At 63.4% G+C, this 24376-nt stretch carries 22 protein-coding genes and 2 pseudogenes; 14 read left to right on the top strand and 10 right to left on the bottom strand.

Features of this window, described 5'->3' with window-relative positions; genetic code table 11:
- Positions 1-99 precede the first annotated feature (99 nt).
- From rpsB to DCY11_RS15260, 13 genes are all read left to right on the top strand, one after another.
- The gene (rpsB, locus tag DCY11_RS15320; RefSeq protein WP_108683590.1) at positions 100-915 is read left to right on the top strand and encodes a 30S ribosomal protein S2; all 816 of its coding nucleotides are present in this window, start codon (positions 100-102) and stop codon (positions 913-915) included.
- Positions 916-961: 46 nt separating this feature from the next.
- The gene (gene tsf / locus DCY11_RS15315; RefSeq protein WP_108683589.1) at positions 962-1888 is read left to right on the top strand and encodes a translation elongation factor Ts; all 927 of its coding nucleotides are present in this window, start codon (positions 962-964) and stop codon (positions 1886-1888) included.
- A gap of 120 nt (positions 1889-2008) precedes the next feature.
- Entirely contained in the window at positions 2009-2743 is a 735-nt protein-coding gene (gene pyrH, locus DCY11_RS15310) for a UMP kinase (protein ID WP_108683588.1), read from the top strand.
- Between the two features lie 84 nt (positions 2744-2827).
- Positions 2828-3385 carry a ribosome recycling factor gene (frr, locus tag DCY11_RS15305; protein WP_069444718.1) on the top strand — a complete coding sequence of 186 codons (558 nt, stop codon included), beginning with the start codon at positions 2828-2830 and terminating at the stop codon, positions 3383-3385.
- Between the two features lie 49 nt (positions 3386-3434).
- A complete protein-coding gene (locus DCY11_RS15300) occupies positions 3435-4190 on the top strand; it encodes an isoprenyl transferase (protein WP_245409399.1) in 756 nt (251 codons plus the stop codon).
- The gene (locus DCY11_RS15295) at positions 4187-5056 is read left to right on the top strand and encodes a phosphatidate cytidylyltransferase (protein WP_159080065.1); all 870 of its coding nucleotides are present in this window, start codon (positions 4187-4189) and stop codon (positions 5054-5056) included. The genes DCY11_RS15300 and DCY11_RS15295 overlap by 4 nt, the downstream gene beginning before the upstream one ends.
- Before the next feature lie 79 nt (positions 5057-5135).
- The gene (gene dxr, locus DCY11_RS15290) at positions 5136-6302 is read left to right on the top strand and encodes a 1-deoxy-D-xylulose-5-phosphate reductoisomerase (RefSeq protein ID WP_371515016.1); all 1167 of its coding nucleotides are present in this window, start codon (positions 5136-5138) and stop codon (positions 6300-6302) included.
- A gap of 104 nt (positions 6303-6406) precedes the next feature.
- The gene (rseP, locus tag DCY11_RS15285) at positions 6407-7549 is read left to right on the top strand and encodes an RIP metalloprotease RseP (protein ID WP_108683585.1); all 1143 of its coding nucleotides are present in this window, start codon (positions 6407-6409) and stop codon (positions 7547-7549) included.
- Between the two features lie 154 nt (positions 7550-7703).
- Complete coding sequence (bamA, locus tag DCY11_RS15280) at positions 7704-10115, top strand: outer membrane protein assembly factor BamA (protein ID WP_108683584.1); 2412 nt, start codon at positions 7704-7706, stop codon at positions 10113-10115.
- Positions 10116-10182: 67 nt separating this feature from the next.
- Complete coding sequence (gene lpxD / locus DCY11_RS15275; protein WP_108683583.1) at positions 10183-11256, top strand: UDP-3-O-(3-hydroxymyristoyl)glucosamine N-acyltransferase; 1074 nt, start codon at positions 10183-10185, stop codon at positions 11254-11256.
- A 28-nt stretch (positions 11257-11284) separates the two neighbouring features.
- Positions 11285-11764 carry a 3-hydroxyacyl-ACP dehydratase FabZ gene (fabZ, locus tag DCY11_RS15270; protein WP_045369927.1) on the top strand — a complete coding sequence of 160 codons (480 nt, stop codon included), beginning with the start codon at positions 11285-11287 and terminating at the stop codon, positions 11762-11764.
- Positions 11765-11771: 7 nt separating this feature from the next.
- Positions 11772-12578 (top strand): acyl-ACP--UDP-N-acetylglucosamine O-acyltransferase, encoded by an 807-nt coding sequence (gene lpxA / locus DCY11_RS15265; protein WP_108683582.1) that lies wholly within the window; start codon positions 11772-11774, stop codon positions 12576-12578.
- Positions 12556-13458: an LpxI family protein gene (locus DCY11_RS15260; RefSeq protein ID WP_108683581.1), complete on the top strand. Its 903-nt coding sequence runs from the start codon at positions 12556-12558 to the stop codon at positions 13456-13458. Before lpxA ends, DCY11_RS15260 begins: the two co-directional genes overlap by 23 nt.
- Positions 13459-13461: 3 nt before the next feature.
- Here the strand turns inward: DCY11_RS15260 and gltA are convergent, their stop codons facing one another.
- Together gltA and gltX are read right to left on the bottom strand one after the other, a co-directional pair.
- Positions 13462-14778, bottom strand: a complete 1317-nt coding sequence (gltA, locus tag DCY11_RS15255; protein ID WP_108683580.1) for a citrate synthase — start codon at positions 14776-14778, stop codon at positions 13462-13464.
- 152 nt (positions 14779-14930) lie between these two features.
- Positions 14931-16366, bottom strand: a pseudogene (gene gltX, locus DCY11_RS15250) (glutamate--tRNA ligase).
- Between the two features lie 105 nt (positions 16367-16471).
- On the opposite strand from gltX, the gene DCY11_RS15245 reads away from it, so the two are divergent.
- Positions 16472-18700 carry a ComEC/Rec2 family competence protein gene (locus tag DCY11_RS15245; protein WP_108683579.1) on the top strand — a complete coding sequence of 743 codons (2229 nt, stop codon included), beginning with the start codon at positions 16472-16474 and terminating at the stop codon, positions 18698-18700.
- Here the strand turns inward: DCY11_RS15245 and lexA are convergent.
- The 8 genes and pseudogenes from lexA to DCY11_RS15210 all read right to left on the bottom strand — a co-directional run bounded on the left by lexA (position 18694) and on the right by DCY11_RS15210 (position 24371).
- Complete coding sequence (gene lexA / locus DCY11_RS15240; protein ID WP_108683578.1) at positions 18694-19398, bottom strand: transcriptional repressor LexA; 705 nt, start codon at positions 19396-19398, stop codon at positions 18694-18696. The genes DCY11_RS15245 and lexA overlap by 7 nt on opposite strands.
- A 205-nt stretch (positions 19399-19603) precedes the next feature.
- Entirely contained in the window at positions 19604-20215 is a 612-nt protein-coding gene (locus DCY11_RS16240; RefSeq protein WP_371515015.1) for a molybdopterin-binding protein, read from the bottom strand.
- 161 nt (positions 20216-20376) lie between these two features.
- Positions 20377-20703 (bottom strand): annotated as a pseudogene (locus DCY11_RS16235) (molybdopterin molybdenumtransferase MoeA); the annotation flags it as partial.
- A 101-nt stretch (positions 20704-20804) separates the two neighbouring features.
- On the bottom strand, positions 20805-21296 hold the full coding sequence (gene moaC, locus DCY11_RS15230; protein ID WP_108683577.1) for a cyclic pyranopterin monophosphate synthase MoaC: 492 nt from the start codon (positions 21294-21296) through the stop codon (positions 20805-20807).
- A complete protein-coding gene (trpC, locus tag DCY11_RS15225; RefSeq protein ID WP_108683576.1) occupies positions 21293-22111 on the bottom strand; it encodes an indole-3-glycerol phosphate synthase TrpC in 819 nt (272 codons plus the stop codon). Before trpC ends, moaC begins: the two co-directional genes overlap by 4 nt.
- A gap of 9 nt (positions 22112-22120) precedes the next feature.
- On the bottom strand, positions 22121-23119 hold the full coding sequence (gene trpD, locus DCY11_RS15220; RefSeq protein WP_245409537.1) for an anthranilate phosphoribosyltransferase: 999 nt from the start codon (positions 23117-23119) through the stop codon (positions 22121-22123).
- Between the two features lie 52 nt (positions 23120-23171).
- Positions 23172-23792 carry an aminodeoxychorismate/anthranilate synthase component II gene (locus tag DCY11_RS15215; RefSeq protein WP_108683574.1) on the bottom strand — a complete coding sequence of 207 codons (621 nt, stop codon included), beginning with the start codon at positions 23790-23792 and terminating at the stop codon, positions 23172-23174.
- A gap of 48 nt (positions 23793-23840) precedes the next feature.
- The gene (locus DCY11_RS15210) at positions 23841-24371 is read right to left on the bottom strand and encodes a histidine phosphatase family protein (RefSeq protein WP_108683573.1); all 531 of its coding nucleotides are present in this window, start codon (positions 24369-24371) and stop codon (positions 23841-23843) included.
- Between the last annotated feature and the right edge of the window lie 5 nt (positions 24372-24376).

Below are 24376 nucleotides of genomic sequence, written 5' to 3'. Positions count from 1 at the left end.
GGGCCTCTATAACCTTTGCGCTCGCTCCGGTGACCGGTCTTTTGGCCGGTCTCTCAACGCCCCGCGGCGGAAAAACCGGAAAAAGGAGTCTGCAGTCCCATGGCACTGCCCGATCTTTCTATGCGCCAGCTCTTGGAAGCTGGTGTTCACTTCGGCCACCAGACGCATCGCTGGAACCCGAAAATGGCGCCGTTCATCTTCGGCTCCCGCAACAACATCCACATCATCGACCTGACCCAGACGGTGCCGCTGCTGCACCAGGCTCTGGTCGCTGTCTCCGACGTGGTCGCCAAGGGCGGACGCGTGCTCTTCGTGGGCACCAAGCGTCAGGCCACGGAAGCGATTGCCGAAGGCGCGCGCTCGTCGGCGCAGTACTTCATCAATCACCGCTGGCTCGGCGGTACGCTGACGAACTGGCGCACCATCTCGCACTCCATCAAGCGCCTGAAGGCACTAGAGGAGCTGCTCGACGGCGAGCATCGCGGTCTCACGAAGAAAGAGCTGCTGCAGCTGACCCGCGAGAGGGACAAGCTGGAGATCTCGCTCGGCGGCATCAAGGACATGGGTGCTCCGCCGGACCTCATCTTCGTGATCGACACCAACAAGGAGTCCATCGCGATCGCCGAGGCCCGCAAGCTGAATATCCCCGTCGTCGCAATCGTCGATTCAAACTGCGATCCGGACGGCATCAACTATCCCATTCCCGGCAACGATGACGCCGGGCGCGCGATCACGCTGTACTGCGACCTGATTGCCCGTGCCGCCATTGACGGCATCGAGCGCGGCCAGGGATCGGTGGGCGTTGATCTGGGCGAAGCCGAGGAGCCCATGGCCGAGCCGGCCATCGAAGAGGCCCCGGCAACGGAAGCAGCCCCGGCCGAAGCCGGCACGGCTGAGTCCACAGCAAACGCGTAATTGAAAAGCCGGGCCCTGTCGGCCCGGAACAAGTGAAGAGGAACTGATGGCGACGATCACTGCGGCCATGGTCAAGGAGCTCCGCGAGAAGACCGGCGCGGGCATGATGGATTGTAAGTCGGCCCTGAACGAGAACGACGGCGACATGGAAGCCGCCGTTGATTGGCTTCGTGCTAAAGGCCTCGCCAAGGCGGCGAAGAAGGCCGGCCGTGTCGCCGCCGAAGGCCTGATCGGCATCGCGGAGACAGATACGGAAGCTGCCCTCGTTGAAGTCAATTCCGAGACCGACTTCGTGGCCCGGAACCCGACTTTCCAGGAAATGGTCACCGCCATTTCCGACTCGGCCATCAAGGCCAAGGGCGACATCGAGAAGCTCGGTGCGGAAGCCTACAAGGGTGGCAGCTCTGTCGCTGACACCCTGAAAGAGATGGTCGGCTCGATCGGCGAGAACATGACTTTGCGCAGGACGGCCTATCTGGACGCCGGCAAGGGCGTGGTCGCGAGCTACATCCATAACCAGGCCGCGCCCGGTCTCGGCAAGATCGGCGTAATCGTCGCTCTGGAGTCGACCGGCGATGCGGAGACCGTGAGGGGCTTCGGCAAGCAGGTCGCCATGCACATCGCGGCGACGAACCCGCAAGCCATCGACACGGACAGCCTGGACCAGGACCTGGTCGAGCGCGAGCGCACCGTCCTCACCGAGCAGGCGAAGGAGTCCGGCAAGCCGGACAACGTCATCGAGAAGATGGTCGAGGGCCGCTTGCGGAAGTTCTACGAGGAAGTCGTCCTGCTCCAGCAGCCCTTCGTGCACGATCCGGACAACACGGTCGCCAAGGCCATGGAAGCCGTCGGCAAGGATGCGGGCGCACCCGTCAAGATCGTTGGATTCTACCGGTTTGCCCTGGGCGAAGGCATCGAGAAGGATGAAGGCGACTTCGCCGCGGAGGTTGCCGCCGCTGCCTCGGGCGCATAGGGTTCAGGCGGTGGCTCGGTATCGAGTCGCCGCCTATCCAAGCCTGGGTGGGCCGGGGGCATTTCCACCCGGCCAGTTTTCGGGTTAATCCCGCCATATTGCCGCCGGAGCCATGCGTTGATGGACACACCGTCTGCCGCGAAGTCGCGCTACAGGCGCGTACTCGTCAAACTCTCCGGGGAAGCGCTCGCCGGCGATAAGGGCTTCGGAATCGACCTCGATGTCATCGATCCGATCGCGAAGGACATCGCCGCCGCAGCGGCGATCGGCGTCGAGATCTGTGTCGTCGTCGGCGGCGGTAATATCTTCCGCGGCATGATGGCGGCCGAGGGCGGCATCGACCGCGCCCGCGCCGATTACATGGGCATGTTGGCGACAGTCATGAACGCGCTCGCGCTTCAGACGGCCATCGAACGGGCAGGGCAGACGGCCCGCGTCCTTTCCGCGATCCCGATGCCGACAGTCTGCGAGCCGTATATCCGGGACAAGGCGCTCGATCATCTCAGCAAGGGGCGTGTCCTGGTCTTCGCGGGCGGGACCGGCAATCCGTTCTTCACGACCGATACGGCCGCCGCGCTGCGCGCCGCCGAGATGGAATGCGAGGCGCTTTACAAGGCCACGCAGGTCGACGGCGTCTATTCCGCCGACCCCAAGAAGGTCCCGGACGCAAAGCGTTATGACCGGCTGAGCTATGCCGAAGTCCTCAAGCAGGATCTGAGGATCATGGACGGGGCCGCAATCGCCCTTGCCCGCGACAACCGGATTCCGATAATTGTGTTCTCGATCAAGAACCAAGGCAGCTTGGCTCTTGAACTCCAAGGGCAAGGGGCCTCGACGACCATCGACGGCGGTTAAGCCGTCCCACACATTCGGAAACGCCAACACAACGCGCCAGAGCCGGCTCGGAACGCCGGAACGATGGCTGCTAGGGAAGACAAGATGTCCGACTTTGACTTGGATGAAATCGAACGGAGAATGCGCGGCGCGCTGAGCTCTCTAAAGCACGAGTTCAGCGGGCTGCGCACCGGCCGCGCCAGCGCCAGCCTATTGGATCCGGTGATGGTGTCCGCCTATGGAAACCCGATGCCGCTGAACCAGGTGGCGACCGTCAACGTTCCTGAAGCACGGATGATCACCGTGCAGGTCTGGGACAAGGGACAGGTACCAGCGGTTGAAAAAGCCATCCGCGAATCCGATTTGGGTCTGAACCCGGTGGTCGAAGGCCAGCTCTTGCGGCTGCCTATCCCCGAGCTCAACGAGGAGCGGCGGCAGGAACTGGCGAAGGTCGCGCACAAATATGCGGAGCAAGGCCGGATTGCCGTGCGCAACGTGCGCCGCGACGGCATGGAGCATTTGAAGAAGGCCGAGAAGGACGGCGACATGGGCAAGGACGAGCACCATGCGCTGGCCAACAAAGTTCAGGATTTGACCGACAAGGTCATCAAGGAGATCGACGAGTCGCTCGCCACCAAGGAAGCGGAGATCATGCAGGTCTGACCAGGACCCGCATGCGGACGCTGGTTGGCCGGTTTCGGAGAAGCACGCAGTGACGCTCGTAGTGGACAACAAATGGGGCAGTGAGACCCAGCCGGGTCCGCGCCATGTCGCCATCATCATGGACGGCAATGGCCGCTGGGCCTCGGAACGGCGCCTGCCGCGCGTTGAAGGTCACCGCCGCGGCGTCGAGGCCGTGCGCCGGGTTGTCGAGGCGTCGCGCGATCTCGGCATCACGCATCTCACCCTGTTCAGCTTCTCCTCGGAGAATTGGTCGCGGCCCGCCGAGGAGATCAAAGACCTCTTCGGGCTGTTGCGGCGCTTCATTCGTCGCGACCTCGCCGACCTTCATAAGAACGGCGTCCGCATCCGCATCATCGGATCCCGCACCAATCTCGACGACGATATTCAGCGCATGCTGGACGATGCGGTGGAGCTGACGAAAGAGAATACGGCGCTCAATCTCACGATCGCGTTCAACTACGGCTCACGCAACGAGATCACACGGGCGGCGGCCCGCATCGCCCAAGACGTCAAGGCGGGCACGCTCGCACCGGACGACGTGACGGAGGAGCTTTTCGGGTCCTATCTCGACACGGACAGTCTGCCAGATCCGGACCTGCTCATTCGCACCTCCGGCGAATTGCGCCTGTCGAACTTCCTGCTCTGGCAACTGGCCTATGCCGAGTTCGTGTTCGTCGACACCTACTGGCCCGACTTCAACAAGACCCATTTCGAAGAAGCGATTGCCGAGTTCCAGCGGCGGAACCGCCGCTTTGGCGGCCGCACCGTGAGATCGACGGCGTGACGTCTCCGTCGCCTTCCGAAGACAACTCCTCGCAGTCTCAGCGCAAACCCTTGCCGGAACTGCGGCGCCGGATCGGTTCCGCCGTGTTCCTGGCCGCATTGACGCTCGGCGCACTGGTTCTCAGCCCCTGGACCTTCCTCGTCCTCGTGATCGCCTCGGCCATGGTCCTGACCTGGGAGTGGGGCTCGGCAACGCGGGCGACAGGCGGCGACGCCACCTCGATCATCCATATCGCTTGCGCAACCGCCGTCGTCATTTTTGTTGCGGTCCATAAGTACGAGTACGCAGCGATCATCTTTGCCGCCGCCATGGTGACGCTCCTCGTTTCCGGCTACCAAAAGAAGACGCCGAAGAAAGCGAAACTCGACGCGGGCGGCCTGGCCTATGTGGTGCTGCCCGCCGCCGCCCTTATTTGGCTCCGCAGCGACCCGAACCACGGGCTGACGGCCATCCTGTTCGTCCTCGTCGTTAGTTGGACCACGGATACGGCGTCGTATGTCGGCGGCCGGACATTCGGCGGTCCGAAATTTGCGCCGACGATCTCACCGAAGAAAACCTGGAGCGGCTTCGTCATCGGCACCGCCACGCCCATGCTGGTTGGCGTACTCTTCGCGTACTATCTCGGCAACAGCTCGCCGGTGGCTCTGGCGCTGGTGGCATTAGTGCTTGCCTTCGCCTGCCAGATGGGTGACTTGCTTGAGAGCGCCGTGAAACGGAGCCTGGGCATCAAGGATATGAGCCAGCTTATTCCGGGCCATGGCGGCTTCTTCGACCGGATCGACAGCCTCCTGATGGCGGCGGTCGTGGCCGCGTTGATCGCCCTGCGGAACCCTGAATTTCCGGCCGCCGGGCTCTTGATATGGTGAGGCGCGTACCCTGTTTCCCGTAAGAGAAAACGCCGATAGCGAGCCCCGTTCGAGCGCCAAGCAGCCCAAGCGGATCAGCGTGCTCGGCGCCACCGGATCGATCGGCGAAAGCACGCTCGATCTCGTCGGGCGCAATCCCGACGGCTACGAAGTCATCGCGCTGACCGGCAACAAGAACGTGGCACGGCTCGCCGAGCTTGCCGTGCAGCATGGCGCGAAGCTGGCCGTGACAGCGGATGCGGGAAGCTACAAGGACCTCCTGCTGGCGCTGGCGGGCACGGGCATCGAAGTGGCGGCGGGACCGAAGGCGCTGCTCGATGCGGCGTCCCGTCCTGCAGACTGGATCATGGCCGCCATCGTCGGCGTCGCCGGACTCAGGCCCACCTTGCGCGCCGTGAAGCAGGGCACGACCGTCGCGCTCGCCAACAAGGAATGTCTCGTCTCCGGCGGCGAGATCTTCATGCGCGAAGTGGCCCGGCACGGCGCGACCCTGTTGCCCGTGGACTCCGAGCACTCCGCGGCCCGTCAGGCCATGACCGGCACCGAGCCCGACAAGATCGAATCTGTTTGCCTGACGGCCTCGGGCGGTCCCTTCCGGACCTGGAGCGTCGCGCAGATGGCGGAGGCCGGTCCCGAGCAGGCGCTGAAACATCCGAACTGGTCGATGGGCGCGAAAGTCACGATCGATTCCGCGTCCCTCATGAACAAGGGGCTGGAGCTCATCGAGGCACATCATCTTTTCGCGCTGCCGCCGGAGAAGCTGTGTGTGCTGGTGCATCCCCAGTCCATTGTGCACTGCCTTGTGCAAATGACCGATGGGGCGGTGCTGGCTCAACTGAGCTGCCCGGATATGCGCACGCCGATTGCCTACAGCCTGGCCTGGCCCGAACGCATGCATGTGCCCAATGAGCGCATCGATCTCGCCATGCTCGGCTCCCTGACCTTCGAGGCGCCGGACCCCGAACGATTCCCGGCCCTGCGCCTGGCCAAGGAGGTTCTGGACACCGGGGGCGGCGCCGGCGCCGTTCTGAACGCAGCCAACGAAGTCGCCGTTGCGGCGTTCCTCGAGAAGCGGCTAGGGTTCCTCGGAATCGCCGGACTGGTCGAGACCACGCTGGTCGACTGCGCCGACCTGATCGCTCTCACCGCGGAAACCGCCGAGGATGTCTACGAGATCGACGAAGAAGCGCGCCGCCGGGCGAGGGATCGGCTGCCCCGTTGGGCGGGGGCAGACGCGGGGAACTGAAAACACAGCGCACCGGGCCGGTACCGGCATTCCGGGACGTACCAAAATAGGCCTGCGCCGACAATCTGACTAAGAAGGGCCCAATTCTCTAGGTAACCGGACTTATGGACATATTCACTTCGCTCGCCGGTTTCGGCGGCAACTTTCTCAGCTATCTCATCCCGTTCCTGTTCGTTCTGACCGTCGTGGTCTTCGTCCACGAGATGGGGCACTTCCTCGTGGCGCGCTGGTGCGGCGTGGGAATCAAGGCGTTTTCCATCGGCTTCGGCCCCGAGATTTTCGGGTTCAACGACAAATACGGCACCCGCTGGCGCGTTGCCTGGATCCCGCTTGGCGGCTACGTCAAATTCATCGACGACGAGAATGCCGCGAGCGCAGGACAGAAGTCCCTCGAGTCGCTACCTGAGGCCGATCGCGAGAAGACCTTCCAGGGAAAGACCCTTGGTCAGCGTGCCGCCATCGTCGCCGCGGGCCCGATCGCGAACTTCATCTTCGCGATTCTGATTTTCACGACCATTTTCAGCATTTTCGGCGAGCGCATCACCGCCCCGAAAGTGGACGCGATCAACCCGGACAGCGCCGCGGAGCGGGCCGGTTTCCAACCCGGCGACCTGATCACGAGCATCGACGGGACGAAAATCACGAACTTTTCCGATATGCAGCGGATCGTCGCCACCAGCCCCGACCGGGAACTCCATTTCATGGTCGACCGGGACGGCAGAACCGTGGACCTGACGGCAGTCCCGGAGCGGAAGGAAATCACCGACCGCTTTGGAAACACGTTCAAAATCGGGCTCTTGGGGATCCAACGCAGTGCCTCGCCGGATGATTGGACGCTGAAGCGCCATGATCCCGCCACGGCCTTCGTGATGGGCGTCAAGGAATGCTACTTTGTCGTGTCCCGCTCCCTCGGGTACCTCTACGACGTGATTAAGGGCCGTGAAGATGCCGATCAACTCGGCGGTCCACTGAGAATTGCTCAAGTATCCGGGCAGGTTGCGACCGCCGGCTTTCTTGCGCTCCTCAACCTCGCTGCCATCATCTCGGTCAGTATTGGGCTCATCAATCTTTTCCCAATACCTATGCTCGATGGTGGCCATCTGCTGTTTTACGGAATCGAAGCCGTGAGGGGGAAACCGTTAAGCGAAACCACACAGGAAATCGGTTTTCGCATTGGCCTTGCGTTCGTCCTCATGCTAATGATCTTTGCGACCTGGAACGATCTGATTCATTTGAAGTTTCTGTGATGGTGGGATTGACGGGCAGGGGACGAAAAGAACCGCTCAAATTCACCTGAAAAGAGACAGAACGTATCTAAAATCGGCCACAAACAGATGGCCAGCTTGGTCCATAGGCCCATAGCCTATGGGGGGTTTGGGTTAACGGGGGATTACACCAGAAATGGTGCGGTGGACGTTGGAAAGAGGGCTCGCAGCAGTCCTCCTGGTGTTGTGTAGCGTCCCGCTCTCGCTGGGTATCAGCGCGGGCTTTGGCGATCTCACTGCCGTTGCCCAAAATGCCACCATCAGCTCCGTCGTCGTCCAAGGTAATCAGCGAGTCGAAGCCGAAACGATCCGCTCCTACCTCACGTTTTCCGCCGGCGACCCCTACGACCCCGGCGAGATCAATCAATCCCTGAAGACCCTTTTCGCGACCGGCCTTTTCAAGGACGTCCGCATTCGGCGCCAATACTCCACGGTCGTCGTCGTCGTCGTCGAAAATCCCGTCGTTGCACGCGTCCGGTTCGAAGGCAACAAGGACGTCGAAAGCGACACGCTGAGCTCCGAAGTTCAGGTGAAGCCGCGCTCCGTCTATACCCAAGCGCGCGTTCAGGCCGACGAGCAGCGGATCCGCGATGTGCTTGCCCGCCAGGGCCATTACGACGCGCAAGTGAGCGCCCAGGTCATTCCGCTCGGCGGCAACCGCGTGGAAGTCGTCTATCAGATCGGTGAGGGCGTTAAGACCAAGGTCAAAGCGATCAAATTCGTGGGCAACGAGGCGTTCAGCGCCTCCCAGCTGCGCTTCGTGGTTTCAACGAAACGGACAAGCTGGCTCAGCTTTCTGAAGAACGACAACATCTACGATCCGGATCGGCTCGCTCTGGACCGCGAACTGCTGCGCCAGTTCTATCTGAAGAACGGCTATGCGGATGTACGCATCCTCTCCTCGAACGCCGATATGTTGCCGGGTGAGGGGGGCGGCGGTTGGCTGAACCGGAACGAGGGCGGCTTCGTGATCACGTTCGAGATCTACGAAGGCCCGCGCTACGACTTCGGGTATATCGATATCGAGAGCGCCTTGCCGTCGTTGGATGTGAACGCGCTCAGTGGCGCTCTCCTGACGAAGCCCGGCAAACGCTACAACGTCGAAAAGGTCGAGAAGACCGTCGAAGCCCTGACCGTCAAGGTGTCCGAACAAGGCTACGCGTTCGGTCAGGTCCGGCCCCGTTTCGATCGCGATCCGACCACACAGACGATCAACATCACCTACGTGATCGACGAAGGTCCGCGCGTCTACATCGAACGGATCAACATCGTCGGCAATTACCGTACCGAAGATCAGGTCATTCGCCGGCAGTTCCGTCTGGCGGAAGGCGACGCCTATAACCGTCTGCTGATCGAGGCCGCCCGCAAGCGCTTGCGTTCGCTCGGCTTCTTCAAAACGGTCGACATTCAGACATCACCTGGCAGTGCGCCGGATCGCGTCGTCATCGATGTCGTCGTCGTCGAACAGCCGACGGGCGAGTTCTCGTTCGGTGTCGGTTACTCCACGACGGAAGGCGTCATCGGCGACGTGAGCGTCACCGAGAGAAACCTGATGGGCCGCGGCCAGTATGTCCGCCTTGGTCTGTCGGGCAGCCTTGAGCGTTTCCAGGTGGACTTCAGCTTCACCGAGCCGGCCTTCCTCGGCCGCAACATCGCCGCCGGTTTCGACCTCTTCCACAAGGAAGTCGACCTGACCAACGTCGCCTCGTTCAAGCAGCGCGATACGGGCGGAAACTTGCGTATCGGTTTCCCGGTCGCGAACAACACGCAGCTTGGCCTGCGCTACCGGCTGCAGCGCGAAGAAATCTACGACGCCACGCGAGACGCCTCGCTTGCGATCAAGCAGGCTGCTGACGAAGGCGCCGTCCTCGTCTCGAGCCTCGGCTATACGCTGGCCTACGACACCCGGAACCTGCCGCAGTCGCCGACCAGCGGTATCTTCGCCTCGATCTCCCAGGACTTCGCGGGCGTCGGCGGCGATGTGCAGTACAACCGCTTCATCCTCGACACCCGGGGCTACTACCCAATCACCAACAAGATCACGCTCGTGGGACGCGTCCAGGGCGGTGTCATCGAGCCTTGGGGCGGCGAAGATTTGCGTCTGACCGACCTGTTCTTCAAGGGCGGCGAGACGATCCGCGGCTTCGACCGCGCCGGTTATGGCCCGCGTGACGCCTGTCGCAACCCGACAACTGGAAAGCGCGTCCCGGACTGCAGCCAGGACTCGCTGGGCGGCAAATATTTCTGGGCCACGACGGCCGAAGTGCGCTTCCCGCTGCCGCTTATTCCGGAGAACCTCGGCATGCAGGGCGCCGTTTTCGTCGACGCGGGCTCTCTCTGGGGTCCGGGTGAGGCGGCCATCCAGGCGGTCGATATCGACGAAGGCAGCTACATCGAGGACACTGCGGACATTCGCCTCTCGACCGGTGTCAGCCTCATCTGGCAGTCTCCGCTCGGCCCGCTCCGCGCCGATCTTGCCGAGGCCCTGCTGAAGGCCGATTTCGACAGGACCGAGCTCTTCCGCTTCGGCGCCTCTACCGCTTTCTAAAGGTTGCCACTGTCTGATGCGGCGTCCATTGTCGCGAGCGCTTAAGCGCTGCTCGCAAGGAGAACCAATGGAACATCCGGGATTTTTCAAACGCGCCGGTCCGTTCACTTTGGGTCTCGTTGCTGAGACTGTCGGGGCAGAACTCGCATCCAACGCTAACCCCGACCTTGAGATCGTCGACGTCCTGCCGCTCGACGATGCGGGCGAGGGGCACCTGTCCTTCGTAGACAATCCCAAATATCTACCCGCGCTGGAGACGACGAAGGCGTCTGCATGCATCGTCGCGCCGAAATTCGTCCGCAAAGTGCCTTCCGGCACCGCTGCTCTCAGGATGCGCGAACCCTATCGCGGCTTCGCCAAAGCAATCGCCTTGTTCTATCCGGAATCGGTCCGTCCGAAGACGGCCGGACCGGCCAGGGAGGGGGATTCGGCCCCCGGCGTCCATCCGTCCGCGGTCCTAGAGCCCGACGTGATCGTCGAGCCCGGCGCCGTCATAGGGCCCGAAGCTCATATCGGACGGGGTACAACGATTGCCGCCGGCGCCGTCATCGGCTACCGGGTCCATATCGGCCGGAACAGCTATATCGGGCCCAACGCCGTCGTGACCCATGCCCTTATCGGAAACAACGTCGTCATCCATTCCAGCGTCGCGATCGGCCAGGACGGATTCGGCTTTGCGATGGGGCAGGAGGGCCATATGAAGGTGCCTCAGATCGGGCGCGTCGTGATTCAGGACGATGTGGAGATCGGGGCCAATTCGACCGTCGATCGCGGGGCCCTTCGGGATACGATTATCGGAGAAGGCACTAAAATTGATAATCTCGTCCAAATCGGGCACAACGTCATCGTCGGCAGGCATTGCATTATTGTGTCGCAAACGGGTATTTCGGGCAGTTCCGAGCTCGGCGATTTCGTGGCTCTGGGCGGGCAGGTCGGCGTCGTTGGCCACCTAAAGATCGGTGCTGGAGCGCAAATCGCTGGGAGCAGCAACGTACGGGGCGACGTCCCGGCCGGAGCACGCTGGGGCGGCACACCGGCCAAACCTGTCCGGCTGTGGTTCCGGGAGCTGACCCTTTTGCGGCAGCTTGCCGAACGTAAGGATGTAAAGATTGACCAAGAAGAAGGCGGGGACGGCGAGTAGCCAGCCCGCATCGAAGGAGCCGGTCCGAATGAACGAGAGCGGAGAAATTCAGAGGCCTGATCGGGTGGAAGCCGCCGATATCATGAAGCTTCTGCCCCATCGCTACCCCTTCCTGCTTGTCGACCGCATTGTCGACATGGATGGGGATCGCTCTGCGACCGGCATTAAGAACGTGACGGCGAACGAGCCCTATTTCCAAGGGCACTTTCCCGGCAACCCGGTCATGCCCGGCGTCCTTCTGATCGAAGGCATGGCCCAGACGGCCGGCGCTCTATGCATGCGATTCCTCGACGAGTTCGAGGAGCCGCCGCTCGTGTATTTCATGGCCATCGACAAGGCGCGTTTTCGCCGCCCGGTGATCCCCGGGGACACCGTCCACTACCATGTGGAGAAGATGCGCAGCCGCGGCAAAGTCTGGCGCTTCAAGGCGCGTGCCCTGGTCGACGGCAACCTGGTGGCCGAGGCGGAAGTCAGTGCAGTGATCGTCGATACGATCGAGGCAGAGTAAACGTTCCATGTCCAATATTCATGCGACCGCGCAGGTCGACCCGGGTGCGAAGCTTGGGTCGAATGTCGAGATCGGGCCGTTTTGCGTGGTCGGCCCCAATGTCGAGATCGGCGACGACGTCGTCATTCGCTCCAATGTCGTAATCGACGGACGCACCACGATCGGTTCTGGGTGCAAGATCTTTCCGTTCGTTTCGGTCGGGCTCGAACCGCAGGACATCAAGTACAAGGACGATCCGAGCACGGTTACGATCGGCGAGAACACCGTGCTGCGCGAGCATGTGACCGTACACAGAGGAACCTCCACGGGACATATGGCGACCCGTGTCGGCTCGAACTGCTTCCTGATGATCGCGGCACACGTGGCGCATGACTGCCAGATTGGCGACAATGTCACCCTCGTGAACAACGTCGCGCTCGGAGGCCATGTCTCCGTCGGCGACGGTGCAATCATCGGCGGGCTTTCGGCCGTGCATCAATTCGTCCGTATCGGGGCCTATTCCTTCGTCGGCGGCATGTCGGGCGTGGCCGCGGATTTGATCCCCTATGGCATGGCGCTGGGCAACCGGGCCAACCTCAACGGCCTGAACATTGTCGGCCTCAAGCGGCGCGGCTTCCCGCGCGAGCAGATCCATGAGGTGCGCAAAGCCTATCGCATGCTATTCTCGAGCGAAGGCACCATGAAAGAGCAGCTCGAAGACGTCGAAGCGATGTTTTCCACGAACGAACTGGCGCGTCAGATCATCGACTTCATCAAGAGCGATACGGATCGCCAATTCTGCATTCCCAGCAATGTCGCATCGCCGAGCCGCTGACAGTCAGCCGTCGGAAGCCCTCAAGACCACAAGGGTCACGGGGCCGCTCGGCATCATAGCCGGGCGCGGATCCTTGCCGGTGATGATCGCCGACGCGGCCAGGGCCGACAATGTACCGCTCCATATCGTCGGGATCCAAGGCGAGGCTGACGCCGAAATCGAACGCTTTCCACACACTTGGATCAAATGGGGTGAGGTGGGAAAGGTGTTCTCCGCCTTGGAGAAGAGCGGCTGCAAGGATCTCGTCATCATCGGTGGCGTAACCCGCCCGCATATCAAGAACGTTCGGATCGATTTCGGCGCCGTCAAAGCATTGCCGTTTCTCCTCAGTCTACGCAAAGGCGGCGACGACCGTATCCTGTCGCGGATCGTGCGCTTCTTCGAACAGAATGGCTATCGGGTGCATGGTGCGGGCGACATCCTGCCCGAGCTTCTGGTTCCCGAAGGAACGCTGACCCGGCTCTCGCCCTCAGCGGACGACAAGGCGGACATGGCGCTCGCCTTCAAAGTCGTCCGTGCACTGGGCCAGTTCGACATCGGCCAGGCGGCCGTCATCGCAAGTGGCTACGTCCTGGCCTTGGAAGCCGCCGAAGGTACCGATGCGATGTTGGAGCGTTGCGCGGAAATCAAACGGCGCGGCCGCAGCCATGGGACCGGCCCAGGCGTGCTGGTGAAGGCGCCGAAACCGGGTCAGGAAGAACGCGTCGACATGCCCACCATCGGCCCGGAGACCATGCTGAAAGCGGCGGAGGCGGGGCTTTCCGGCGTAGCCGTCGCGGCACGGCGCGTGCTCATCGCCGACTACAATCGTACGCTCGAGATTGCCAACGAACGGAAGCTCTTCATCTACGGAGCTCCTCAGGAAGAGACGGACGCCTAGCCCCTAACGATCGCCCATGGCAACGAAGGGACGCTCCGTGGCGCCGGTGTAGAGCTGGCGGGGACGGCCGATGCGCTGGGACGGATCCTCGACCATTTCCTTCCACTGCGCGATCCAGCCCACCGTCCGCGCAAGGGCGAACAGCACCGTGAACATCTCCGTCGGGAAGCCGAGCGCCTTCAGGGTGATGCCCGAATAGAAGTCGATATTCGGATAGAGCTTCTTCTCGATGAAGTACTCGTCCGACAGCGCGATCTTCTCGAGCTCCATGGCGACCTTGAGGATCGGATCGTCCTGCAGCCCCACGGCGCCCAGAACCTCGTGGCAGGTCTTCTGCATGATCTTGGCGCGCGGATCGTAGTTCTTGTAGACGCGGTGCCCGAAGCCCATCAGGCGGAACGGGTCGTCCTTGTCCTTCGCGCGCTTGACGTATTCGGGGATCCGGTCGACGGACCCGATCTCCTCCAGCATCATGAGCGCTGCTTCGTTCGCACCGCCATGGGCTGGCCCCCACAAACAGGCGATACCTGCGGAGATGCACGCAAACGGATTGGCGCCCGACGAGCCGGCCAGCCGAACGGTCGACGTGGAAGCGTTCTGCTCGTGATCGGCATGCAGAATGAAGATTCGCCGCATGGCCCGGGTCAGCACCGGATCGATCGGATAATCCTCGCATGGCACCGCGAAGCACATCCGCATGAAGTTGGCCGAATAATCCAGATCGTTCTTGGGATAGATGAAGGGCTGGCCGATGGAATATTTGTAGGCCATGGCCGCGATGGTCGGCATCTTGGCAATCATGCGGATGCTGGCCATCTCGCGCTGCCACGGATCGCGAATGTTGAGGGAGTCGTGATAGAAGGCCGACAGCGCGCCGACGATGCCCACCATGATGGCCATCGGATGCGCATCCCGGCGGAAGCCGGAGAAGAAGCGGTTCATCTGCTCGTGCAGCATCGTGTGGCGCGTGATCCGCACCGTGAACGCGTCGTACTGTTCCTTGGTCGGAAGCTCGCCGTAGAGCAGCAGATAGGCTGTCTCGAGGAACGTCGTATTCTCCGCAAGCTGATCGATCGGATAGCCCCGATACAGCAGGACGCCCTTGTCGCCGTCGATATACGTGATCTTGGATTCGCAACTCGCCGTGGAGGTAAAGCCGGGATCGTAGGTGAAGCACCCCGTGCGGCCGTAGAGCGACGTGATGTCGATGACATCCGGTCCCATCGTGCCGGAGCGGACCGGCATCACATGCTCGCCACCGCGGAGCGTGACGGTCGCTTCGTCCACGTCGTTCGAGCCAAGCTCTTCTGCGATACTCATCTCAAAACCTCCTGGACATAAGCGGGGTGGCGGGCAAAACGCTCAACCGGATTAACGAGAATACGACGCCCCCAAAATTCACCGCTTCGTTTTGCGTTGCCGCATTTTCGCGTCGATTTTACTGCAGCGCAACACGAGTTGCTGCATAAATATTACGCACTTTGGACGGCTTGCGTTTGGTCTGCAATTCGCGCCAAAGCCTCGTCGCGCCCGAGAACCTCAAGCACATCGAAGATACCGGGCGAGGTCGACCGGCCGGTCAGGGCCGCGCGAAGCGGCTGCGCAACCTTACCAAGCTTCCGGTCGGTCCGCTCGGCAAAGGCGCGGACACTGGCCTCGATTCCCGCCGCGGACCAGGGCTCGACAGCCTCGAGATCCGGCAGCAGCTCGGCCAAGGTCTCGCGGCCGCCGCCATCGAGGAGCTTGGCCGCCTTGTCGTCGGGCGCGAGAGGGCGCTCGGCGAAGAGATAGTCCGCGCTGTCCAAGAGCTCGATCAGGGTCTTGGCCCGTTCCTTCAAGCCCGGCATGGCGCGCTCGAGCTTGCCCCAGCCGTCCTCGCCGATGCGGGCGAGCAACTCGTCCCCGTTCGCAAGATGCGGCACGAGCGCCTTCAAATGACTCACGATCTCCGCATCCGGCATGTCCCGCAGGTAGTGGCCGTTGAGGCTTTCGAGCTTAGTGAAGTCGAATCGCGCCGGCGACCGCCCAATGGCCTCGAGATTGAACCAGGAGATCATTTCGTCGGTGGAGATGACTTCCGCGTCGCCATGGCTCCAACCGAGACGCACCAGGTAGTTCCGCAAGGCGACTGGCAGGTAGCCCATCTCGCGATAGGCCTCGACACCGAGCGCGCCGTGACGCTTCGACAGCTTCGCCCCGTCCGGCCCGTGGATCAGCGGTACGTGGGCATAGATCGGCGTCTCCCAGCCGAGCGCCTCGAAGAGCTGAGTCTGGCGCGCCGCATTGGTGAGGTGGTCGTCGCCGCGCACAACGTGGGTAATGCCCATGTCGTGGTCGTCGACCACCACCGACAGCATGTAGGTCGGGGTGCCGTCGCTGCGCAGGAGCACGAAGTCGTCCAGATCCTTGTTGGCGAAGGTCACGCGGCCTGAACGCGGTCCTCGATGACGGTCTCGCCGTCGCGCGGCGCCTTGAACCGGATCGCCGGTGCGACACCTTCCGGTGCCAGGGCGGGATCCTTGTCGCGCCACGTCCCGTCGTAGCCCGGTGAGCCGCCCTCGGCGCGCGCCTTCTCGCGCATGGCCTGCAGTTCCTCAGGCGTCGCATAGCAGCGATAGGCTTTCCCCTCGGCCAGGAGCTGCTCGGCGGCCTCACGGTGACGCTCCGCGCGCGAGAACTGATAAACGGGCTCGCCGTCCCAATCGAGCTCCAGCCAGCGCAGCCCGTCGAGAATGGCCTCAATGGCAGCGTCCGTGGATCGGGCCCGGTCCGTGTCCTCGATTCGAAGCAGCATCTTGCCGCCATGAGCTTTGGCGAAGAGCCAATTGAACAGGGCGGTACGCGCGCCGCCAATATGCAGGTAACCCGTCGGAGACGGCGCAAATCGCGTGATAACGGTCTCGGTCATCGGTGAGGTCTTGACCCGGAAAAAGTGGTTGAGATGAAGAAGGAAAGCGTCCGCGCGAGGGTGTAGCATACGGGAGGCACGCGGGTAAGGGCAGGCTGGGGAGCCATGCCGGAAACCAGTTACAGCGAGGGTGGAGACGGCGACGGATGGCCGCCGGGCGCGTACAAGCGTCCGCAAGGACTGCTGCTGCGCCTGGCGCGAACTCTCACGGACGCTCTGGAGGCCGAGAGCGATCGCTGGATCCTGTGGCTGCCCGTCTTCTTCGCAGGCGGAATTGCGCTCTACTTTGCCTTGCCCACGGAGCCACAAGCACGCCTGGCGGTCGCATTCATTCTCGGCACGCTGGGCATCCTCCTGTTTGTCCGAGGCTCGCACGATGGGATTGCCTTGGCCGTCGCACTCCTGGCGCTCTCGTTGGGTTTCGGGACCGCAAAACTACGAACGGAACTGGTCCGCGCGCCTGTCCTCCAGGACGAACTGCGGCACGTGTCCGTCGAAGGGTACGTGGAAGCGTTCGAAAGGCGCAGCGATGCCCGCGATAGGCTGACGTTGCGCGTGCTCTCGATCGGCTCTCTGATCCCTGCGGAGACTCCAAAACGCGTTCGCGTGAGCATCGCGGGCAAGAACACGACAGTTTTCCCGGGCGAGGCGATTTCCTTGCGCGCGACGCTGAACCCGCCGCCGGAGCCTGTCGCTCCCGGCGACTTCGATTTTGGACGGCGGGCGTGGTTCCAGCAGCTCGGCGGCATCGGCTATGCCACGGGCCGGGTCAGCCATCTCGACGGTGCCCCGACACCACCGACGGGCGTGCGCCTGTGGGCGGGGATCGACCGGCTTCGAAACGCCGTCGGCGCGCGCGTCCGCGCCGCGCTGCCCGGCGAGGACGGCGCGATCGCCGTGGCCCTGATCACCGGGGAGCGGGGCGGCATCCCGAAGCGCGTGACCGAGGCCATGCGGGACGCGGGGCTCGCGCATGTCCTCGCCATTTCCGGCCTTCACATGGTGATCATGGCCGGCAGCGTCTTCTGGCTCGTGCGGGCACTGCTCGCTAGCGTGCCGGCGCTTGCCCTGCGGTACCCCATCAAGAAATGGGCGGCAGCCGCCGCGCTCCTGGCCGCCACGTTCTACCTGGTTCTGTCCGGAGCGGCCGTCCCGACTGTCCGCGCCTATTTGATGATGGGGGTCGTCATGATCGCGATCCTGCTCGACCGACCCGCCATCACCATGCGCAACGTCGCTATCGCTGCGCTTGCCATTCTCGCATTCGCACCCGAATCCCTGTTCGACCCGAGCTTCCAGATGTCCTTCGCGGCTGTCATCGGTCTGGTGGCGGCTTACGAGGCTCTATCGGCCCGTGAGCGCACGTCCGCGGCCGAGACCAGCGCCCTGTGGCGCCGCCTGCGCTGGACGGGCGCGCTCGTGCTGGGGGCGGGCCTGACGACCCTAATCGCGGGCACGGCCGTGGCGCCCTTCGCAGTCTATCACTTTCACCGCATGACCCATTTCGGCATCGCCGCAAACATGATCGTCGCACCGCTTATCAGCCTACTGATCATGCCGATGGCGCTCCTCTCCTTGATCGCCATGCCGTTTGGCCTCGAGGCATGGCCACTACAGGTCATGGGATATGGAATCGAATTGATGGTGGGGGCGGCGGCGTGGGTGGCCTCCTGGCCCGGCGCCGTCACGATCCTGCCGGATCTCTCTGGCTGGTCACTCGCGCTCATCGCGTTCGGCGGCCTGTGGCTGTGTCTATGGCGGACGCGGCTGCGGGCGCTGGGCCTCGTCATCGCCGCGCTCGGGCTCGCACTGGCGCCCCCCGGCAACCGCCCGGACGTGCTGATCGAGCGCGACGGGAGGACGGCCGCCATCCGCGGCGCGGACGGGTTGATCTTCCCGTCGGCCACCGCGGCAAGCTACAGCGTTGAGAAATGGCTCCTGGCCGATGGCGACGGCACTGATCCAAAGGGTCTGCCGCAGACCACCCCATTCCGCTGCGATCCGCTCGGCTGCGTGGGTAAGGTCAAAGGAAAGACAGTTGCGCTAATCCGAGAAACTGGGGCAATCGCCGAAGACTGCCGCAAGGCCGATATCGTGGTGGCGCCGTTCAAGCTCGGCAGGGCCTGCAAGGCACCCCGGATCATTGTCGACAGGGCGGCGCTGTCGACCCAAGGCGCGCACGCGCTCTATATCGAAGGATTGTCCATTCGGACGGAGACCGTTGCTGAGCACCGCGGAACACGCCCCTGGTCAGCGCACGCGGTAACTCCTGCCACCGATCAGCGCGAAGCCTCAGACCCGCAGACCAATCCCGAAGGGCAGGGAACTCAGTAGCGGCGAATAAGGCCCACGAGCCGCCCTTGGACCCGTACACGGTCCGGCCCGAAGATGCGGGTCTCATAAGCGGGATTGGCCGCTTCCAGCGCGATGGAATCGCCCCGCCGGCGCAGACGCTTCAGCGTGGCTTCCTCTTCGTCTACGAGAGCGACGACGATGTCGCCATTGTTGGCATCGTCGCATTTGCGGATCAGGATCGTATCGCCCTCCAGAATGCCGGCGTCGATCATCGAGTCGCCCTTCACCTCGAGCGCGTAATGCTCGCCCTTGGCCAGAAGCTCCGGCGGCACTTCGATCGTATCCAGCTTCGTCTGAATGGCCTCGGCCGGCACACCGGCCGCGATGCGGCCCATGATCGGCAGCACGACGGTCTGTCCGTCGGAGGCAGCGCCCGCCACTGGGGCCGACGCGCGCCCGAGGCTGCCTTCGATCACGCTTGGCGAAAAGCCGCGTCCGCGCACGGCAACGCTCTGCGGTACCGACTCGGGAAGCTTGATAATTTCCATGGCGCGTGCCCGGTGGGGCAGGCGGCGCACGAAGCCGCGCTCTTCCAGTGCCGTAATGAGCCGATGAATGCCCGATTTGGACCGAAGATCCAAAGCTTCCTTCATCTCATCGAACGAAGGCGGAACGCCTGACTCCTTCAACCGCTCATGAATGAACATGAGAAGCTCTTTTTGCTTCGCTGTGAGCATCTGGCCCCCTATTTGAGCGGCTCGAACCGAGCACCAACCAAAACTAGCTTCGGCCACTCTTGGATATGGCCTCGCCCGTATCGTACAAATCGTGAACAGTATAGATGTTCTATTTGTGTTCCGCAAGCGATACCCGACAGGTGTTGGCCCGAACGGCGCTTTTGGACGCCTTTTGTTCGTTTGATTCGGGTTGCCGGGCGGTTAACTAGTCCGGGAAGGGCAGGACGGATACCTTTCCGCCCTCAGGGACTGGCGGCGAAGAGGGCGGCTGCACGATGAGACAGTCCGCACGCACCAGTGCACCCATCAGGGAGGAATCCTGCGAGGGCAATGCCCGAACGGTGCGGGTGCCGTCACTGGAAAAGGCGGAAACGGCCCGATGATAGGCCTGCCGGGGACCGCCCTTGGCAAGCGGAGCGGCCAGAACGGCCTCTTGCAGGACATCGTCACGGCTTTCGCCGAGAAGCGCACACAGCATCGGCCTCAGGAAAACCAAACCGCAGACCAGTGCCGAAACAGGGTTGCCCGGAAGGCCGAGCACCCGCGCGGAGCCGAGCCGTCCTGCGAACACCGGTTTTCCCGGCCGCATGGCCACTTTGGCAAAGTCGAGCACGAGGCCAGCATCGGCGAGGGTCCCGGAAACCAGATCGCGGTCACCGACAGAGGCCCCGCCGATCGTGACGAGGATATCGGCGTCGGCGCCCCTCGCGATGGCGTCTGCAAGCGCCTGCGCCTCGTCAGGTGCAATCCCAAGATCGACAGGCTCACCGCCCGACGCATCGACAAGGGCAGCGATGCCGTAGCTGACGGACGCCACGATCTCGTCGGGACCAAGCGTGCTCCCGGCGGCACGATCTCATCGCCGGTCGAAAGGATCGCGACACGCGGCTTCTTGCGGACCGGCAGCTCCGCATGATTCATCGCCGCGGCAAGCATGATCGCGCGCGGGCCGAGCCTCGTTCCCGCGGTGAGCAGCACATCGCCGTCCATAAAATCCTGACCACGCGGGCGGATGTGCTGGCCCGCCACGGCGTCCTTGATCAGCACACTGTCTCCCAGCGCCTCGGTGTCTTCCTGGATGACCACCGTGTCGGCCCCGTCGGGCACCGGCGCGCCCGTGAAGATCCGAACCGCTTGGCCGGGCTCCAGGATGCCGTCGAAGCGCGCACCGGCTGCAGACGTGCCAACGAGGGCGAGCGTCGTGGGCAGGGCGGCCAAGTCGGCGGCACGAACCGCGTAGCCGTCCATGGCAGAGGAATCGAAAGGCGGTTGGGTGAGCGTCGCGCTCAAATCCTCGGCCAGCACGCGCTCTGCGCCTTGCGCAATCGGAACGCGCTCGACACCAAGCGGCGTCAGCCCCGGAGGGTCCGTTCAAGCGCATCCTCGACGGAAGTAAGGGCCATCGCTTACGGCGCGCGAAACGTGCCGGAACGCCCGCCCATCTTCTCGATCAGGCGGATACCGGAAAAGCTCATGGCCCGGTCCACGGCCTTGCACATGTCGTAGAGCGTCAGGCACGCGACCGTCACGGCAGTCAACGCTTCCATCTCGACGCCGGTCTTGCCGTCGACCTTCGCCGTCGCCTCGACGCGCAGGCGCGCATTCTCACGGTCGGGCGTAAAATCAACCGTGACCTTGGCCAACGCCAGCGGGTGACACAGAGGAATGAGCTCGGAGGTCTTCTTGGCGCCCATGATGCCGGCGATCCGCGCCGTCGCCAGCACGTCGCCCTTGGGTGCCGTCCCGTCCAGGATCATGTCGAGCGTCGCCGGCGCCATCGTCACATAGCCCTCGGCAGTGGCGCTGCGTGAGGTAATGGCCTTCTCCGACACGTCGACCATATGGGCCTCGCCGCGCGCGTTAAGATGCGACAGCGGGCTCTTCATGGGGCTGCTCATTGCGCCGCCTCGGTCGCAGGTTCCTCGCCCGTCAGGAGGGCGCGGGTGGCGGCGGCCACGTCCGGCTTCCGCATCAAGCTCTCGCCCACCAGGAAGGTGCGCACGTCGGCGCGGGCGAGCCGCGCCAGGTCCTCATGATGGAAGATGCCGCTCTCCGAGACGACGATGCGGTCGCCGGTCACGCGCGGGGCGAGACGTTCGGTGGTCTCGAGCGTGGTGTCGAAGGTCTTGAGGTCGCGGTTGTTGATGCCAATGAGTTCCGTCTTGAGCTTCAACGCGCGCTCGAGCTCCGCCTCGTCGTGCACTTCCGCCAGCACATCCATACCGAGGCCACGCGCCGCGTCCTCGAGATCGTGGGCCAAGGCATCGTCCAGCGCGGCCATGATGATCAGGATGCAGTCGGCGCCGAGAACGCGCGCTTCGAGCACTTGGTACGGATCGACCATGAAGTCCTTGCGCAGAGCGGGCAACGAGCAGGCCGCGCGGGCCATGGTCAGATATTCCGGGTTACCCTGAAACGAGGGACCGTCCGTCAGCACCGATAGACACGCCGCGCCGCCGGCCTCGTAGGCGACGGCGAGCGTCGGCGGGTCGAAGTCGGCCCGGATCAGGCCCTTGGACGGGCTGGCTTTCTTGATTTCGGCGATAAGCCCGAACTCTCCGGCCGCGATCTTTGCCTTCAGGGCACCAGCGAAACCGCGGGGCTTATCGGCCGGGTCGAGCTGCGCCCGCAGGTCGGCTTCAGAGTGCGATTTCTTTGCAGCCGCAACCTCTTCACGCTTGTAGGTCAGAATTTTGTCGAGGACGGTCGCCATGGGATATTCCTATCCGTCCACCTTAGCATTGGTGCGTTCCACAAGCCCCTCCAAAACCTTGAAGGCCTTGCCGCTGTCGATGGACTCCGCCGCCAGCGCAACCCCGTCACGCAGCGTGTTGGCTTTCCCGGCGACCAGCAGCGCCGCGGCGGCATTCATGAGGACGATATCTCGGATCGGCCCCTGGTTGCCCTGGAGCACGGACCGGATATGCGCCGCGTTCTCTTCGGCATCCCCCCCGATCAAATCCTCGGGCTTGGCGTCCGGCAGGCCGGCATTGCGCGGCGAAATCCGGAACGTGGAGACTTGGCCCTGGTCGAGGAGGGCCACCTCGGTGATGTTCGTGGTGGTCACCTCGTCGAGACCGTCCAGCCCGTGCACCACCCAGGCGCGCTCGACGCCGAGGCGCCCGAGAACACGGGCGATCGGCTCCACATATTTGGCATCGAACACGCCCACGACCTGATACTTGGTCGCCGCCGGGTTGGCCAAAGGTCCGAGCAGATTGAAGATCGTCCGCACACCGAGCTCGCGGCGTACCTTGGCCACATGGCGCATGGCGGCGTGGTGGGCCGGGGCATACATGAAGCCCAAACCACACTCGGCGATGCAAGCCTCGATGGTCTCGGGCGGGCAGTCCACGTTGACGCCGAGGGCTGCAAGAACGTCGGCCGAACCGGAACGCGAGGAAATCGACTTGTTGCCGTGTTTGGCCACGGGCACGCCGGCGCCGGCCACGACGAACGCGGCGCAGGTTGAGATGTTGTGCGTTCCCTTGGCGTCGCCGCCCGTGCCGCAGGTGTCGATCGCGTCCGCGGGCGCTTTGACCGGCAAGACCTTGTCGCGAAGCACGCCGGCAGCGCCTGCGATTTCGGCGACGGTCTCGCCGCGCACATGCAGGCCCATCAACAGCGCGCCGATCTGAGCGTCGGTGCCTTGGCCCGACATGATGGCCTCGAAGGTCATCGCCGAAGCCTTCTGCGAAAGGGTCTCGCCGTGGGCGATGATCTTGAGCGCCTCCCGTACGACTTCGGACTCCGCTTGCGGGGCGGGCGGGGGATTAGAGGACACCGGCCGTATCTTTCTCCGGGAGACCGCGGCTGTTCCGTTCCACGCGGGCAAGGTCCAGGAAATTGGCAAGCAGCTGATGACCGTACTCGGAGGCGATGCTTTCGGGATGAAACTGAACGCCATGCACGGGATAGCTTTTGTGCTGCATCCCCATGATGATGCCGTCCGGCGTTTCGGCCGTCACTTCCAGCTCGTCCGGCAGCGTGTCCCGGTCGACGACAAGCGAATGATAACGGGTGGCGGAGAAATCCTGCGGCAGCCCGGCGAAGATGCCTTTGCCTGTGTGGTGAACCTTCGAGAGTTTGCCGTGCATCAGATAGGGCGCACGGACGACCTTGCCGCCATAGACCTGACCGATGGCCTGGTGGCCGAGGCACACGCCGAGGATCGGCACGTCGGGCCCGGCACGGCTGATCAGCTCAAGGCAAATGCCGGCGCGGTCCGGGTCGCACGGGCCGGGCGACAGCACGATCGCCTCCGGGCCCTCAGCGAGGACCTCCTCGACGGTCACCTTGTCATTCCGGTAGACCTGGGTTTCCGCACCCAATTCCCCAAGGAAATGAACGAGATTGTAGGTAAAGCTGTCGTAGTTATCGATCAGGGTCAGCATGGGCTCAGTTATGCCTTGCGCCAATGTGCCGTCAAGACCGGCAAGCTTTTAGGACGCGGCATCTCCCCGAATGTCGCGGGGAGCCACAAACGCGGACAGGCTGCCGCTGCCCGTGTCGACGCTCGACCATAAACCGGCCGTGAAGTTGATCACCGCCAGTCCGCCCGTAGGATATTTCTCGGCCAAACGGTCCCGCAGTTCCTTCGGCCCAGCCCCGATCAATCCGAGTGCCAGAGCCTGGATCTCGGGATTGTGGCCGACAAGCAAGACGCTGCGTGCGCCGGGCTGAAGGTTGCGCAGCATGCCGAGCATCTGGTCGGGGCTCGCATGATACAGCGCATCGTCGTAAATCACCTCGGGCTCGATCTTGAGTTCGGGCAGCACGAGAGCGAGCGTGTCGACCGTGCGCTGCGCCGACGAGCACAGAATAAGTTCCGGGTCGATCCCGCGTTCCGACATGGCCCGCCCCATCGCCGGCGCATCGGCCATACCGCGCGTATTAAGCGGCCGTTCCCGGTCGGGGAGCGCCGGATTCTTCCAGCTCGATTTCGCGTGGCGCAGGAGGCTGAGGGTGAGCATGGTCG

Origin of the sequence: Methyloceanibacter sp. wino2, from assembly GCF_003071365.1 — a bacterium.
Lineage (GTDB): Bacteria > Pseudomonadota > Alphaproteobacteria > Rhizobiales > Methyloligellaceae > Methyloceanibacter.
The sequence above is the reverse complement of the archived record's forward strand: the minus strand, read 5'-3'. Positions and strand labels throughout refer to the sequence as shown.